This window comes from Streptomyces sp. NPDC008238 (assembly GCF_042956445.1).
Lineage (GTDB): Bacteria > Actinomycetota > Actinomycetes > Streptomycetales > Streptomycetaceae > Actinacidiphila.
Genome location: NZ_JBIBGK010000001.1, coordinates 951,206 through 966,664 on the forward strand (window position 1 = coordinate 951,206; position 15,459 = coordinate 966,664).

The 15,459-nt window shown below is 71.6% G+C and carries 12 protein-coding genes; 6 read left to right on the forward strand and 6 right to left on the reverse strand.

From position 1 onward, the window contains the following. Window positions 1-67: 67 nt before the first annotated feature. The 6 genes from ACFZAU_RS04270 to ACFZAU_RS04295 all read right to left on the reverse strand — a co-directional run bounded on the left by ACFZAU_RS04270 (window position 68) and on the right by ACFZAU_RS04295 (window position 7,857). Window positions 68-2,797 (reverse strand): glycoside hydrolase family 38 N-terminal domain-containing protein, encoded by a 2,730-nt coding sequence (locus ACFZAU_RS04270; protein ID WP_500551000.1) that lies wholly within the window; start codon window positions 2,795-2,797, stop codon window positions 68-70. 76 nt (window positions 2,798-2,873) lie between these two features. Continuing rightward, entirely contained in the window at window positions 2,874-3,680 is an 807-nt protein-coding gene (locus tag ACFZAU_RS04275; RefSeq protein WP_500551122.1) for a carbohydrate ABC transporter permease, read from the reverse strand. 50 nt (window positions 3,681-3,730) lie between these two features. Then, window positions 3,731-4,681, reverse strand: a complete 951-nt coding sequence (locus ACFZAU_RS04280; RefSeq protein ID WP_500551001.1) for a carbohydrate ABC transporter permease — start codon at window positions 4,679-4,681, stop codon at window positions 3,731-3,733. A 7-nt stretch (window positions 4,682-4,688) separates the two neighbouring features. Next, on the reverse strand, window positions 4,689-6,026 hold the full coding sequence (locus tag ACFZAU_RS04285) for an ABC transporter substrate-binding protein (protein WP_499601099.1): 1,338 nt from the start codon (window positions 6,024-6,026) through the stop codon (window positions 4,689-4,691). Between the two features lie 272 nt (window positions 6,027-6,298). Further along, window positions 6,299-7,303 carry a LacI family DNA-binding transcriptional regulator gene (locus ACFZAU_RS04290; protein ID WP_500551002.1) on the reverse strand — a complete coding sequence of 335 codons (1,005 nt, stop codon included), beginning with the start codon at window positions 7,301-7,303 and terminating at the stop codon, window positions 6,299-6,301. A gap of 149 nt (window positions 7,304-7,452) precedes the next feature. Continuing rightward, the gene (locus ACFZAU_RS04295) at window positions 7,453-7,857 is read right to left on the reverse strand and encodes a MarR family winged helix-turn-helix transcriptional regulator (protein WP_500551003.1); all 405 of its coding nucleotides are present in this window, start codon (window positions 7,855-7,857) and stop codon (window positions 7,453-7,455) included. A 207-nt stretch (window positions 7,858-8,064) separates the two neighbouring features. Between ACFZAU_RS04295 and ACFZAU_RS04300 the strand changes: the two genes are divergently transcribed. From ACFZAU_RS04300 to gnd, 6 genes are all read left to right on the forward strand, one after another. Further along, entirely contained in the window at window positions 8,065-8,856 is a 792-nt protein-coding gene (locus ACFZAU_RS04300) for a sigma factor-like helix-turn-helix DNA-binding protein (RefSeq protein WP_500551004.1), read from the forward strand. 209 nt (window positions 8,857-9,065) lie between these two features. Next, on the forward strand, window positions 9,066-10,214 hold the full coding sequence (gene tal / locus ACFZAU_RS04305) for a transaldolase (protein ID WP_500551005.1): 1,149 nt from the start codon (window positions 9,066-9,068) through the stop codon (window positions 10,212-10,214). Next, window positions 10,211-11,761: a glucose-6-phosphate dehydrogenase gene (gene zwf, locus ACFZAU_RS04310; RefSeq protein WP_500463804.1), complete on the forward strand. Its 1,551-nt coding sequence runs from the start codon at window positions 10,211-10,213 to the stop codon at window positions 11,759-11,761. The genes tal and zwf overlap by 4 nt, the downstream gene beginning before the upstream one ends. Continuing rightward, the gene (gene opcA, locus ACFZAU_RS04315; RefSeq protein ID WP_500551006.1) at window positions 11,758-12,804 is read left to right on the forward strand and encodes a glucose-6-phosphate dehydrogenase assembly protein OpcA; all 1,047 of its coding nucleotides are present in this window, start codon (window positions 11,758-11,760) and stop codon (window positions 12,802-12,804) included. The genes zwf and opcA overlap by 4 nt, the downstream gene beginning before the upstream one ends. Then, window positions 12,797-14,446: a glucose-6-phosphate isomerase gene (pgi, locus tag ACFZAU_RS04320; protein ID WP_500551007.1), complete on the forward strand. Its 1,650-nt coding sequence runs from the start codon at window positions 12,797-12,799 to the stop codon at window positions 14,444-14,446. The genes opcA and pgi overlap by 8 nt, the downstream gene beginning before the upstream one ends. A 92-nt stretch (window positions 14,447-14,538) precedes the next feature. After that, window positions 14,539-15,426: a phosphogluconate dehydrogenase (NAD(+)-dependent, decarboxylating) gene (gene gnd / locus ACFZAU_RS04325; RefSeq protein WP_500551008.1), complete on the forward strand. Its 888-nt coding sequence runs from the start codon at window positions 14,539-14,541 to the stop codon at window positions 15,424-15,426. The last annotated feature ends 33 nt before the right edge of the window (window positions 15,427-15,459 follow it).

The following is a 15,459-nucleotide window of genomic DNA, read 5'->3' on the forward strand; positions in this document are numbered from 1 at the left end:
AGGTCACAACTCTTTCTTGGTAGCGGTGGGGGGATCCGGGGTGCGGTGGCGGTCGGTTCCGCGACCGCTACCGGAGCACGACCGTCCGGATCTCCCACGGGCCGAGGGCGAGTTCGAGGCCGCCCTCCGCGGGTTCGGTGGTCAGCGGCCGGCCGAGCAGGTCGACCGTGGTCACCCGGGTGAAGTCACCGGTCACGCGGGCCGTGGCGCCCGTGTCGCCCATCGCCACCAGTCGCACCTCGGTGCCGGGAGCGGTGTCGCCGCCGGTGACGCGGCGGACGCTCGAGACGAACACGTCCGTGCCGTCCACCCGCACCCCCGACGCGTCGGGCGGCAGGTCGCCCCCGGCGGGGGCGGTGCCCCGGGCGACCAGCACGTCGTTGCGGAACTCCTCGGCGAGGGCGACCGCGTCCGCGGCCTGCCAGCCGCCCGCCGAGGGCAGGACGGCGAACCGGTTCTCCACGCGGACCCCCAGGTCCTGCGCGCCCGGCGTGGGGATCTCGCTCGCCGCAGGCTCGTCGCGCAGCGGATGGATGTTGACGCTGATCGAGCCGATCGCGCGCAGCAGGGTCACGGCCAGTTCGGCGCCCCCGTCGGTGAGTTCGTACTCGGTGGCGTGGTCGAGCAGCACGGTGGCCGCGCCGGCCGAGACGAAGGTGCTCGCGGGGAAGGTCGGGATCGGGTACTCGCCCCAGCCGCCCTCGGCGGTGAGCCCGCGCTCGGTGACGGCGAACTGCCCGGCCGACGCCGAGACGTCCACGGGCCGGGGGAGCGGGACGTGGAAGCGCAGCCGGTGGTCGGCGGCCTGGTTCAGGAAGGACGTCGTGACGCGTACGAAGGGCTCGCCCGCGCGCACCTCCACCAGGGTCTCCACGGGCGTCGCGACGGTCCGGCCGGCGCGCACGTCGCGGTCGGCGGAGAGGGCGGCCGGCCACGCGTACACCCGGGTGATGCGCACCCGCGACCGCAGCGGGCCGTTCTCGGCGAGCTCGACGGTGACCTCCGCCGGCTGTGAGACCAGCAGATCCCGTGCCGGAGGACCGTAGTTGTAGCTGTCGCCGCGGTCACCGCCGTCGACCAGACGGCCGACCCCGCGCAGCACGGTGCCGCCCGCGCCGGTCACCTCCAGAGTGCCGTCGGCGGCGATGACGACCTCGACCAGCCCGTTCGACAGCGTCCCGGCGGTCGCCGTCGCCGGCGCGAACGCCGTGCCCGGCGCGGCCGCCCGGTCGGCGGGTGCCACCGTGAAGCTCGCGAGCCCGGAGGCGGGGACGGCGACCGGCACCAGCGCGGTCGCCCGTGCCTCCTCCAGCGTCAGGACCCGCCACTCGCCCGGGTGCGCGGCCGCCGCGTCGGCGACCTCGCGGCGCAGGATCAGCAGGTCGAACGGTCCGCTGGTGGGCACCTCGGCCAGGTGGAAGACGAGGGAGCCCGCGGTGAGTTCGTAGTGGTCGATCTGCCGGCCGAACAGCTCTCGGCGGTGGATGCGGCGCAGCACGCGTTCGAGCTGCGAGGCGTCCATGCGCTCGTCGCTGAGCACGGTCGGCGCCTGCGCGACCAGCTGTACGGGGTGCTCCGAGCCGTCGGCCGTGGTCGCGACCAGCACGGTGCCCTCGGGCGGGGCCATGACGTCGACCTCGACCAGCGCCGTGCGCGGGGTGGCGAGCGGGTTGGCGACCAGGTGGCCGTCGCTCGGGACGCGGGCCGCCGGTCCGGCCAGGGCCGCGTCCCGGACGGCGCGCGCGGCGTGCGCGGCCTCGGCGAGCCGCGCCTCGACCTGGTCGGCGGTCTCGTCCGTACCGGAGCCGACGACCGAGTCGTGGGCGCTCGACTCGATGATCTTGTGCCAGGCGAGCGCGAGGAACGGCGAGTCGTCCCGCGTGGACCACAGCGCGTTCATCCGCTCGGCGTGGTCGACGATGCGCTCGGCCACCGCCATCCGGCGCTTGAGCCCGCGCCGTACGGAGAGCACGCCCGGCAGGATGTTGCCGCGCACATGGCTGCGCAGCTCGCCGGTGACGACCGCCGTGACCTCGTCCCGTGCGTGCTCGCGGATGTACTCGCCGAGCGTGGCGATGGTGATGGCGCCCCCCTCACCGGAGGCCTGCCGCAGCCACTCCGCCAGCCGCGGGTCCGGCGCGTTGTGGTCGGTGCCCGCCATCGCGAGCACCGGGTCGCCGCCCCACCGCCCGGCCGTCATCTCCGCGTACTCGCCGAGCGCGCGGCCGATCTGGTCGGGCACCAGCAGGACGTCCAGGCCATTGTCGTAGCCGTCGAAGAGGAATTCGGTGCGCACCTCGGAGCCGTCGGGGGCACGCCAGCGGAAGGCGTGGCCGTCGACGGAGCCCGGCACGCCGCGCCACAGCGCCGCGTGCTCGATGCCGGCGCGGGCCAGGATCTGCGGCATCTGGGCGACGTGGCCGAACATGTCCGGCAGGTAGCCGACGGTCATGGAGCCGCCCAGCTCCGCCGCGGCCGCCCACCCCATCTGCAGGTTGCGGACGATGGTCTCGCCCGAGCAGAGGAACTCGTCGAGCAGGATCAGCCAGGGGCCGATCGCCAGCCGGCCCTCGGTGACCAGCGCGGTGACGCGCTCTCGGTTCTCCGGCCGCATCTCCAGGTAGTCCTCGACCGCGGCCATCTGCCCGTCGACGGTGAAGCGGAAGTCCGGGTTCGTCTCGGCGGTCTCCAGCACGGTGTCGAGGGCGGTGACGAGCCGGTGCCGGAACACCTGGAAGGGCTCGTACCATTCGCGGTCCCAGTGGAAGTGGGGCACGAAGACGGCGGAACGGCGCATGGGAACGGGACCTTCTGTGCTGTGGGGCGGCGCGGGAAGGGGACACGGGAGGACGCGTGGACAGGGGTGGGCGCGGCTAGCGCAGCGAGCCGGCGGCGAGTCCGGTGCGCCAGAACCGCTGGAGCAGGATGAACACGACGATCACCGGCACGATCGAGACCAGCGAACCGGTGATCACCGACTCCTGCAGCAGCGGGGCGCGGGCGGTCTGGCCGTTCCACTGGTAGAGGCCGAGCGTGATCGGGAAGAGCGACTCCTTCTGCAGCATCACCATTGGCAGGAAGAAGTTGTTCCAGATGGCGACGAACTGGAACAGGAAGATGGTCACCAGGGAGGGCGTCATCAGCTTGAACGCCACCGAGAAGAACGTCCGGAACTCCCCGGCCCCGTCCAGCCGCGCCGACTCCAGGATCTCCTGGGGGACGGCGGACGCGGCGAAGATCCGCGCCAGGTAGACGCCGAACGGACTGACGATGCTGGGCAGGAACACCGCGAGGTAGGTGTTGACCAGCCCCGTCGCCGAGAACAGCAGGAACAGCGGCAGCGCGAGCGCGGTGGTGGGCACGAGGATCCCGCCGAGGATGACGGAGAACAGGAACTCACGGCCCCGGAAGCGGAACTTGGCGAGCGCGTAGCCGCACAGCGCCGAGATCAGCGTGCCCACGGCCGCGCCGACCACCGCGTACAGCACGCTGTTGAGCGCCCAGCGCCCGAAGATGCCGTCGCTGCGGGTGAAGAGGGTGTCGAGGTTGCCGAACAGGTCGAAGTGCGAGAACGTCAGGCCGTTGGTGGAGGCCAGGTCGCCCTGCGGCTTGGTCGCCGCGACGACCAGGAAGTACACCGGCAGCAGGAAGTAGACCGCCAGCAGGAACATCAGGCCCATGGCCGCCGTGCGGCTGATCCGGCTCTCGCGGACGGGGGTTCGGTCGTCGCTCACAGTCCCGCCTTCCTGGAGGTCAGTCGCATGAACCCGAAGCTCAGGACGAAGGTGATGACGGCGATGACCACGGAGATCGCGGCCGCCTGCTGGTAGTTGTTCCCGGAGGCCACCGTGTACGCGAGCATGTTCGGGGTGTAGGTGCTGGAGATGTTCGAGGAGATCTGCCGCAGCACCGCCGGCTCGGCGTACAACTGCAAAGTGCCGATGATGGAGAACACCGTCGTGAGGACGACCGACGGGGCGATGATCGGCACCTTGATGCGCCACGCGATGGCCCAGTTGCTCGCACCGTCGAGCTTGGCCGCCTCGTAGAGCTCCTGCGGTATCGACTGCAGCGCCGAGAACATGATCAGCATGTTGTAGCCGGTCCACAGCCAGGTCGACACGTTCGCCGTCGACCACAGCACGGCACCCGGGCCGAGGAAGTCGGGCTGCAGCCCGACGCCCTTGAGCACGTCGACGACCGGGCTGATCTGCGGCGAGTAGAGGTACGACCACATGATCGCGGCGATGACCCCGGGCACGGCGTACGGCATGAACGCCGCGATCCGGAAGAAGGACTTGAGCTTGAGCAGCGGGGTGTCGAGGAGCAGCGCCATGGCCAGGGCGAGGAAGAGCATCACCGGCACCTGCACGACGCCGAACAGCCCGATGCGCCCGATGCTGCCCCAGAACTCGGTGTTCCGGAAGACCTGCGCGTACTGCTCCAGGCCGCCGAAGGCCGTGTACGACGTGCCGTACTGGCCGCCGGTGCGGCGCACCACGAGCAGGCTCTGCCAGAGCGCGTAGCCGATCGGCACCAGGTAGAAGAGGACGAACGGCAGGAAGAACGGGGTCACGAACGCGGCGATGGTGCCCGCCCGGGGGCCGCCGCCGTTGTGCCGGCGGCGGCGGCCCTCGGTGGTCGCCACCCCACGCGTCGCGCGGGTTGCGAGGTCGGTCATGCGACGGTCACTTGCCCGCCGTGGCCGGGATCGCCTGGTCCTTCATGGACTTCAGCGCGGAGTCCTGAGCGGCCGTCAGTGCGTCGGAGACCGTGCCGTCACCGGCGGCCGCCTTGGCCATCGCGTCCTGGAGCGCCAGGTTCACCGTCTTCTGGGTCGGGCCCCAGGTGAAGCCGGTGTCGATGTTCTTGGACGAGTCGGCGAAGACGTCGAAGATCTTCTGGTTGTTGTAGTACGGCACGCCCTGGGACAGCGCGGGCAGCGACAGACCGGCGGTGGCCGCCGGGTAGAGGCCGCCCAGCTTGTTCTCCAGCGCCAGGGCCTCCGGGTCGGTGTTCAGCCAGGTGTTGAACTTGACCGCCTCGTAGGGGTGCTTGCCGCCCTTCATGAACGCGACGGTGGAGCCGCCCCAGTCACCGGACGCGGCGTTCGTGCCCCAGGTCGGCATCGGCACGATCGACCACTTGCCGGCCTGCTTGGGCAGGTTGTCGCGGAACATGCTGTAGCCCCAGGCGGCGCCGACGTAGGTGGCGATCTGGTCCTTCTGGTACGCCGTGTACATCTGGGTGGAGCCGTGCGCGAGGTCGGTGCGCACCAGCTTGGCGTCGATCAGCTTCTGCCAGTACTCGGCGACCTGCTTGCTCTGCTCGGACTCGACGGTGACGTGCCACTTGTCGCCGGAGTAGGAGTACATCTCGGCGCTGTTCTGCCAGAGGAGCCCGTTGAACCACTCGGCGTTGTTCGGGTCGAAGAACGTCATGCTGAGGTTCGGGTCCGCCTGGTGCAGCTTCTGCGCCTCGGTCGCGTACTCGTCCCAGGTCTTGGGGATCTCCAGGCCGTGCTTCTTGAAGATGTCGCTGCGCACGTACAGGGCCATCGGGCCGGTGTCCTGCGGGATGGCGAACACCCCGGTGCCGCCGAAGCTGGCCTGCGACCAGGTCCAGGGCACGAACGCCGACTTGGCGTCGGTGGCCGCCTTGCAGGCCGAGGCGTCCGCGAAGGCGTCCTGGCTGCGCAGGTTGGGCAGTTCGTCGTAGCCGACCTGGGCGAGGTCCGGCGCCTTGCCCGCCTTGAGGGCGTTGCCGATGGTGCCGTACTGGTCGTTGGAGATGTTCTTCGTCTCGACCTGGATGTTCGGGTTCTTCTTGTTCCACAGCGCGACGACTTCGTCCATGCCGGGAACGGTGTTCCAGTACTGGAGGGTGACTTTGCCCTTCGCGGGAGCGCAGGACTCGGCCGATGCGCTCTTACCCGAAGGGGCCGGCGATGAGCATCCGGCGAGTACGGCGATGCTGGCTGCCGCGGCGACGGCGGCGAGGCGGATGCGCGTGACTGTGCTGCTCATGGTTTCCGTTCCGGAGGACGACTAGCGAGTCGCTAGGCGGGTCGACGTTGACACCTCAGGCGGGACGTGCTCGTGAGAAGGGACGGGACGACGGCTCCCGGCGCGTGCGCCGGAGGCCATCGCAAGCTGGGGCAAAACTGTTCGTTCCGGTCCCGTGAGCGTTCACGTGAGCGTTCACGTGAACGCTCACGGGGCCATTGAGAATTGTTCGGAAGTGTGCGCTCCGGTGCCTTCAAGTGTCAAGACTTTGCGGCGCACACGGGTCCGGGAGGTTAAGCGGAACCACTCAGCCGCAGTTCGGCGCGCACGACGAGGTCGTCGGCGGCGAGCGGTTCCGTCCCGGTCAGCAGGCGTGCGACCTGGTCGATGGCGAGCGCGCCGAGGCGGCGCGTGTCGAGCGCGACGCTGGAGAGCGGGGGTTCGACGAGCGTACCGAGCTGCAGGCCGTCGAAGCCGACCACGGCGAGCTCCTCGGGGACGCTCCTGCCGAGCCGCCGTGCCTCGCGCAGGGCGCCGATCGCGATGATGTCGTTGAAGGTGAAGACCGCGGTGACCTCGGGGTGCGCGCCGAGCAGCTTCCTGAGCGCCGTCCCGCCGCCGTCCGCCGACTGCGCCGCCCCGACCACCCGGTCCGCGGCGATGCCCTGGGCCGCCGCGGCCGCCGCGAACCACTCGCGCCGGATGCTCGGCTCGGCGCGCCCGTCGTGGTCGAGCATGCCGATGTGCCGGTGGCCGGCGGCGGTCAGGTGCGCGACCGCGGCCCGCACGCCCTCCTCGCCGTCGATGCGGATCGAACTGAACCGTGCCGTGTGGTGCTCGCGGCCGATGAGCACGACGGGCAGCCCCCGGGTGAACCGTTCGAGGTCGAGCTCGGAGCAGCTGAAGTAGCCGACGACCGCGTCCACCTGCGAGGCGATCACCTGCAGGGTGCCGAACTCCTCCTCGGCCCGGTCCGCGGTGTCGTAGACGACGACGTGCCAGCCGCGCGCCCGGGCCGCCTCCAGCGCGGCCGCGGCGACCTCGGTGAAGAACGGGTTCAGCAGGTCGGGGATGACCAGGCCGATGGTCGTGGTGTCCTGCCGGACCAGGCCGCGGGCGAAGCGGCTCGGACGGTAGCCGAGCTCACGGGCGGCGTCGAGGACCCGCTGCTTGGTCGCGCCGTCGATCTCGTCCTTGTCGTTGAGCGCCCGCGACACGGTCTGCCGGGAGACCCCGGCGGACCGGGCGACGTCATGGATCGTGACCCTCCGGGATTCCGTCCCTGACGACGACACCATCGCGCACCTCCCGATCGTCGCGGGTGCCGGCGCGCCCGCAGGGCCTGAGTATGCACGTCCGGGACGCGGCGGCGCGAGGTCAGGTCCCGGCTCGGAAGCGGCGGCCCCGGCCCGTCCACCCGGGCCCTGACCTCGGAAAAGGCCGAGGGTCAGAGGGCGACCCCGCGCAGCGCCGCGCTGAGCGCCCGCAGGTCCAGGCCCGTGAGGTGGTCCAGGAAGCGGCGACGCATGGAGGCGAGGTGGGCCGGCCAGGCATCCTCGAGCCGGGTCAGCCCGGAGGCGGTGAGGACGGCGTTCCAGCCCCGGCCGTCCCGGGGGCACTTGACGCGCCGGACGAACCCCTGGTCCTCCAGCCGGCGCACCACCCCGGTCATCCCGCTGAGCGACATCTCGCAGGCGGTGGCGAGCTCGCTCATCCGCAGTTGCCGGTCCGGAGCCTCCGAGAGGTGCATCAGTGCCTGGTACTCGACGAGGCGCAACCGCCGCTCGCGTGCCAAGTCGGCGTCCAGCGCGCGGGGCAGTGCGTAGATGATGCGGCTGAGGGACCGGACCACTTCTTCTTCGTCCGGATCGAGTGGATTTGTAGGCTCCGGTGCGGGTTCCGGGCGGTGGGAGGCATCCGACATGCCGCCCACTTTACTTGCTGAGCGAAGGATATATATTTGCTACGCGAAGCAATTACGTCGGACCGGTCGCCCGGCACGACACCCCTGCCCGCCCCCACCGACCGACCCCGCACGCCATCCCGGAAAGAGACGCACATGCCTCAGTCGCTGACGAACGCCCAGCCCACCGCGGGAATCCGGTACGCCGGGACCGGCCCGGGCGCCGGGCGGCACCGGGGCCGGCGCGCCGACGGCGAGCCGAACCGGCAGGGGAGCGGTGCGGCCTCCGGGGGCGGCCGCCACCGCAGGGCCGTCCGCACCGTGCAGCCCGGGCCGGACGCCGACGCGCCCGTATGGCGGACCGTCGGCGGCGAGGGGAGTGCCCTCGGGCGCGAGGCCGGCTTCGAGCGCGACGTGCTCTCCCTCCTGGACCCGGTGTACCGGGCCGCGTCGGGCGTCACCGGCGACCCGGCCGAGGCGGAGGGGCTCGTCCTGGAGGTCTTCACGCGGGCCTACGCCGCGTTCCCGCGGCTCCTCGACGGCGTCGACCACAGGGCCTGGCTCTTCGACCTGCTGGCCGCTGCCTTCGTCGGCCCCCAGCCCGAGGTGTGCGTGCTGCCGCCGGAGGCCACCGGGGCCGCCGCCCTGGAAGGGGTGCGCGCCTCGGCCCTGGACGAGTTCGTGCTGCTCCCGGAGCCGGACGTCCGGGCCGCGCTCCTCACGCTGCCGAAGGAGCAGCGGTTCGCCGTGTACCTCGCGGCGGTTGAGGGCTTCGCATATCAGGAGATAGCAGACATCATGGATGTTCCTCCCTCCATCGCGGCGTACTGGCTGCACGACGCGCGACTGCGGTTGTGGGCGGCCGAAGGACCGCGCGTGCCGGTGTCCGGGCGGGAGGAGCACGTGTCCGGGGGCCTCGTCGGCGCCGGGCAGGCCCGGCCCGCGTGACCTGACGTCGTCCGGGCCGGACGCGCTCCGGGCCCGGCGGGCCGGCGCGTCACCCGCGCAAGGTGTGATCTTCGTCGCCTCGTCACATCCCCGGGGCCCGCGCGGTCATGCCCGCGGGGTGGGATACCTCCGTCACCTGCGGAAACGCCGCCCCCCGCAGTCGGGAATCCTTTGGGGCCCCACGCGGTTGACGCGAGCGCAGAAAGAAGATGATCACAGTGAACCAAGAAGCAACCGCAACCGCGGAACCGTTGCAGCGTCTGGCCGCCGAGGGGGTCTCGGTCTGGCTCGACGACCTGTCGCGCAGACGCATCGCCTCCGGCGACCTGGCCGAACTGGTCGCGTCGGGGCGCGTGGTGGGAGTCACCACGAACCCGTCCATCTTCCGGGCCGCCATCGGCTCGGGGGAGGACTACCGGGAGCAGCTCGCGGGCCTGGCCGCGCGCGGCGTCACCCCGGACGAGGCCGTCCGCACGATGACCGCCGCGGACGTCCGCGCCGCGGCCGACGTCCTGCGGCCCGTGTACGAGGCGACCGGCGGCCGGGACGGCCGGGTGTCGATCGAGGTCGACCCGCGCCTCGCCCACCACACGGAGGAGACCGTCGCCGAGGCCGGGCAGCTCGCCCGGCTCGTCGACCGCCCCAACGTCATGGTCAAGATCCCCGCGACCGTGGAGGGCCTGCCCGCCATCACGGAGGTCACCGCCCTCGGCGTCAGCGTGAACGTCACGCTGATCTTCTCCCTGGACCGCTACCGCGAGGTCATGGAGGCCTACCTGGCCGGCCTGGAGAAGGCCCGTACGGCCGGGATCGACCTGTCCACCGTGCACTCCGTCGCCTCGTTCTTCGTCTCCCGCGTCGACACGGAGGTCGACCGGAGACTGACGGAACTGGCCACGGAAGAGGCGGCCGCCCTCAAGGGCCGGGCGGCGATCGCCAACGCCCGGCTGGCGTACCGGGCGCAGCGGGAGTTCTTCACCGGCGACCGCTGGGCCGCGCTCGCCGCGGCCGGCGCCCACGAGCAGCGGCCCTTGTGGGCCTCCACCGGAGTGAAGGACCCGGCGTACCGGGACACCCGCTACGTCGAGGAACTCGTCGCGCCCGGAACGGTCACCACCGTGCCCGAGGAGACGCTCGACGCCGTCGCCGACCACGGCCGCGTCGACGGCGACACCGTCACGGGCCGGTACGACCGTGCCCGCGCCGACCTGACGGCCCTGGAACGGCTGGGGATCTCCTACGACGAGGTGGTCCGGCAGCTGGAGGACGAGGGCGTGGCGAAGTTCGAGGCGGCCTGGGCCGAACTGCTGCAGGCCGTCGCAACCGCACTGAACGGCAAGGGAGCCGACGCGCGATGAGCAAGGACACGACCGGACCCGGCACCCCGTGGTCCAACCCCCTGCGCGACCCGTCCGACCGGCGGCTGCCGCGCATCGCGGGGCCGTCCGGGCTGGTGATCTTCGGCGTGACGGGCGACCTGTCCCGCAAGAAGCTGATGCCGGCCGTGTACGACCTCGCCAACCGCGGGCTGCTGCCGCCGGGCTTCTCGCTCGTCGGCTTCGCCCGCCGCGACTGGGCGGACCAGGACTTCGCGCAGGTCGTGCACGATTCGGTGCGCGAGTACGCCCGTACGCCGTTCCGCGAGGAGGTGTGGCAGCAGCTCGCCGAGGGCATGCGCTTCATCCCCGGCGACTTCGACGACGACGTCGCGTTCAAGCAACTGGCCGTCACCGTCGACGAACTGGACGCCGCCCGCGGGACCAGCGGCAACTACGCGTTCTACCTCTCGGTGCCGCCGAAGTTCTTCCCCAAGGTCGTGCGGCAGCTGAAGAAGCACGGGCTCGCCGACGCCCCCGAGGGCTCCTGGCGGCGTGCCGTCATCGAGAAGCCCTTCGGTCACGACCTGGCCAGCGCCCGCGAACTGAACGCGCTCGTCCATGAGGTGTTCGCCCCGGAGCAGGTCTTCCGGATCGACCACTACCTCGGCAAGGAGACGGTCCAGAACGTCCTGGCGCTGCGCTTCGCGAACACGATGTTCGAGCCGCTGTGGAACCGTTCCTACGTCGACCACGTGCAGATCACGATGGCCGAGGACATCGGCATCGGCGGCCGCGCGGGCTACTACGACGGCATCGGCGCGGCCCGCGACGTCATCCAGAACCACCTCCTCCAACTCCTCGCGCTGACCGCGATGGAGGAGCCCGCCTCCTTCGACGCCGAGTCCCTCCTCACCGAGAAGCTGAACGTGCTGCGCGCGGTACGGCTCCCCGGCGACCTGGGCGCGCACACCGTGCGCGGCCAGTACGCGCACGGCTGGCAGGGCGGCCAGGAGGTGAACGGCTACCTGGAGGAGGAGGGCATCGACCCCGGCTCCACCACCGACACCTACGCCGCCGTCAAGCTGGAGATCGACAATCGCCGCTGGGCGGGCGTCCCGTTCTACCTGCGGGCCGGCAAGCGCCTCGGCCGCCGCGTCACGGAGATCGCGGTCGTCTTCCAGCGCGCCCCGCACTCCCCGTTCGACCCGGAGGCCACCCAGGAACTCGGCCAGAACGCCATCGTCATCCGCGTCCAGCCGGACGAGGGCATCACGGTGCGCTTCGGCTCGAAGGTGCCCGGGACGTCGATGGAGATACGCGACGTGACCATGGACTTCGCCTACGGCGAGTCCTTCACCGAGTCCAGCCCCGAGGCGTACGAGCGGCTCATCCTCGACGTGCTGCTCGGCGACGCCAACCTCTTCCCTCGCCACCAGGAGGTCGAGGAGTCCTGGAAGATCCTCGACCCGATCGAGCGGTACTGGGACACCCACGGACGGCCGGCGCAGTACACCGCGGGCAGCTGGGGCCCCGCGGAAGCCGACGAGATGCTCGCACGAGACGGACGGAGCTGGCGCAGGCCATGAGGATCGATCTGACCGACACCACGGCAAGCCACATCAACAAGGCCCTGGTGCGGGGCCGCCGCGCCATCGGCTCACCCGCCGTGGGCATGGTGCTGACGATGGTCATCGTGACCGACGAGGAGAACGCCCACGACGCCCTCAAGGCGGCGGAGCAGGCGGCGCAGGAGCACCCCTCGCGCACCCTCGTCGTCATCAGGCGGCCGTCGCGCACCACCCGCCGGCACATCCCCTCCCGCGTCGACGCCGAGGTCCGCGTCGGCTCGGACGCCGGATCCGGCGAGGCGGTGCTGCTGCGGCTGTTCGGCGAAGTCGCCGAGCACGCCGACTCCGTGGTGCTGCCGCTGCTGCTGCCCGACGCCCCCGTCGTCGTGTGGTGGCCCGCCGACGCCCCCGACACACCGGCGAAGGACCCGCTGGGCGCGCTCGCCCAGCGCCGCATCACCGACGCGTATGACGTCGACCGCCCGCTGGAGCGGCTGGCGGCCCGGGCCGGCTCGTACGCACCCGGTGACACCGACCTCGCCTGGACCCGGCTGACGCCCTGGCGCTCCATGCTCGCCGCCGCGCTCGACCAGGCCCCGGCCCGCGTCACCTCGGCGGTCGTGGAGAGCGAGTCCGACAACCCCAGCGCCGAACTGCTGGCCCGCTGGTTCGCCGACCGGCTGCGGGTGCCCGTCGAACAGGTCGTCACCGACGGGCCCGTCGTCACCGCGGTCCGGCTGCGCACCCCGGACGGCGACATCCTCATCGACCGCCCCGAGGGCGCCGTGGCCCGGCTGTCCATCCCCGGCCAGCCCACCCGCGTCCTCGCCCTGAAGGTCCGGTCCACCGCGGAGCTCATCGCGGAGGAACTCCGCCGCCTCGACCCCGACGAGGCCTACGCCGCCGCGCTCCGGGCCCAGGTCGAGGCGCCCCGCACCAAGGCCTCCGCCCCGCCGAAGGCCTCCGCCGCGAAGCCCCCGAAGCCCGGCCCCGCGAAGGCCGCCCCGGTGCCGCCGCAGCGCGCGCACCAGCACGAGAACCAGGAGCAGCACGATGCCTGACACCCCCGGACCGAGCCACCGCCCGCAGTGGGCAGCACTGGCGGAGCACCGCGACGCCACCCGGCCGGGACCGCACCTGCGCGAGCTGTTCGCGGCGGACCCCGCACGCGCGGGGCGGTACACCGTGGAGGTCGGCGACCTGCGCATCGACTACTCCAAGAACCTCGTCACGGACGAGACCCTCGCCCTGCTGCGCGAACTGGCCGACGCCACCGACGTGTTCGCACTGCGCGACGCCATGTTCCGCGGCGAGAAGATCAACGTCACCGAGCGCAGGGCCGTCCTCCACACCGCCCTGCGCGCGCCCCGGGACGCCGTGATCGAGGTGGACGGCGAGAACGTCGTGCCGCAGGTCCACGCGGTGCTCGACAGGATGTCCGCCTTCGCGGACCGGGTGCGCTCCGGCGAGTGGACCGGCCACACCGGCAAGCGGATCAGGAACGTCGTCAACATCGGCATCGGCGGCTCCGACCTCGGACCCGCCATGGCGTACGAGGCACTGCGGCCCCACACCGACCGCTCGCTGACGTTCCGTTTCGTCTCCAACGTCGACGGTGCGGACCTCCACGAGGCCCTGCAGGGCCTCGACCCGGCCGAGACGCTGTTCGTCGTCGCGTCCAAGACCTTCACCACCATTGAGACGATCAGCAACGCCACCTCGGCGCGCGGCTGGCTGCTGGCCGGGCTCGGCGGGGACGAGAAGGCCGTCGCCCGGCACTTCGTCGCCCTGTCGACCAACACCGGCAAGGTCAGTGAGTTCGGCATCGACCCGGACAACATGTTCGAGTTCTGGGACTGGGTGGGCGGCCGCTACTCCTACGACTCGGCGATCGGCCTCTCCCTGATGATCGCCATCGGCCCGCTGCGGTTCCGCGAGATGCTCGACGGCTTCCGCACCGTCGACGAGCACTTCCGCACCGCGCCCGCCGAGTCCAACGCCCCGCTGATCCTCGGTCTGCTCGGCGTCTGGTACGGCAACTTCCTCGGCGCCCAGTCGCACGCCGTCCTGCCGTACTCCCACTACCTGTCCAAGTTCACGGCCTACCTGCAGCAACTCGACATGGAGTCCAACGGCAAGTCCGTGGACCGCGACGGGCGGGCCGTGGAGTGGGAGACCGGCCCCGTCGTGTGGGGCACGCCCGGCACCAACGGGCAGCACGCCTACTACCAGCTGATCCACCAGGGCACGAAGCTGATCCCGGCGGACCTCATCGGCTTCGCCCGCCCGGCCGCCGAACTCGGCCCGGAACTCGCCGCCCAGCACGACCTGCTGATGGCCAACCTGTTCGCACAGGGCCAGGCGCTCGCCTTCGGCAAGACCGCCGACGAGGTCCGCGCCGAGGGCGTGCCCGAGGAGCAGGTCCCGCACCGCACCTTCCGCGGCGACCACCCGACGACCACCGTCCTGGCGACCGAACTGACCCCCTCGGTCCTCGGCCAGCTCATCGCGCTCTACGAGCACAAGGTCTTCGTCCAGGGCGCCCTGTGGAACATCGACTCCTTCGACCAGTGGGGCGTCGAGCTCGGCAAGGTCCTGGCCAAGCGCGTCGAACCCGCCCTGACCGGGGACGCCGACGTACCCGGCCTCGACCCCTCCACCGCGGCCCTGGTGGCCGCCTACCGCACCCTCCGGGGCAACTGACCGGGGAAGGAACCCCGCGGTGGCGCCTGCCCGGCCCCGGACGGGCGCCGCCCGCCGGCCACCCCTCACGACACACAGAAGGAGCACCTGACATGCAACTCGGACTCGTCGGCCTCGGCAAGATGGGCGGCAACATGCGCGAGCGGATCCGCCGCGCGGGCCACACCGTCGTCGGCTACGACCGGGACCCCGACCTGGCCGACGTCGGCAGCCTCACCGAACTGGTCGACAAGCTCGACGCACCGCGCGTGGTGTGGGTGATGGTGCCGGCCGGCGCCGCCACCCAGTCCGTGGTCGACGAGCTCGGCGGCCTCCTCGAACCGGGCGACATCGTCGTCGACGGCGGCAACTCCCGCTGGACGGACGACGAGAAGCACGCCGGGGAACTGGCCGCCAAGGGCATCGGCTTCGTCGACGCCGGTGTCTCCGGCGGCGTCTGGGGCCTGAAGAACGGCTACGCCCTCATGGTCGGCGGCCGGGCCGAGGACGTCGAGAAGGTGCGGCCGGTCTTCGACGCCCTCAAGCCCGAGGGCGACTTCGGCTTCGTCCACGCGGGCGCGGTCGGCGCCGGCCACTTCGCGAAGATGGTCCACAACGGCATCGAGTACGCCATGATGCAGGCCTACGCCGAGGGCTGGGAGCTGCTGGAGAAGGTCGACTCCGTCACCGACGTGCGCGAGGTGTTCCGCTCCTGGCAGGAGGGCACCGTCATCCGCTCCTGGCTGCTGGACCTGGCCGTCAACGCCCTCGACGAGGACGAGCACCTGCACGAACTCAGGGGTCGCGCCGAGGACTCCGGCGAGGGCCGCTGGACGGTCGAGGCCGCCATCGACAACGCCGTGCCGCTGCCCGCGATCACCGCGTCGCTCTTCGCGCGCTTCGCGTCCCGTCAGGACGACTCCCCGCAGATGAAGATGATCGCCGCGCTCCGCAACCAGTTCGGCGGCCACGCCGTCACCTCCGCGGCCGACCAGGCCTAGTCACCGCCGGAGCCCGCGCCGGCCGGCGCGGGC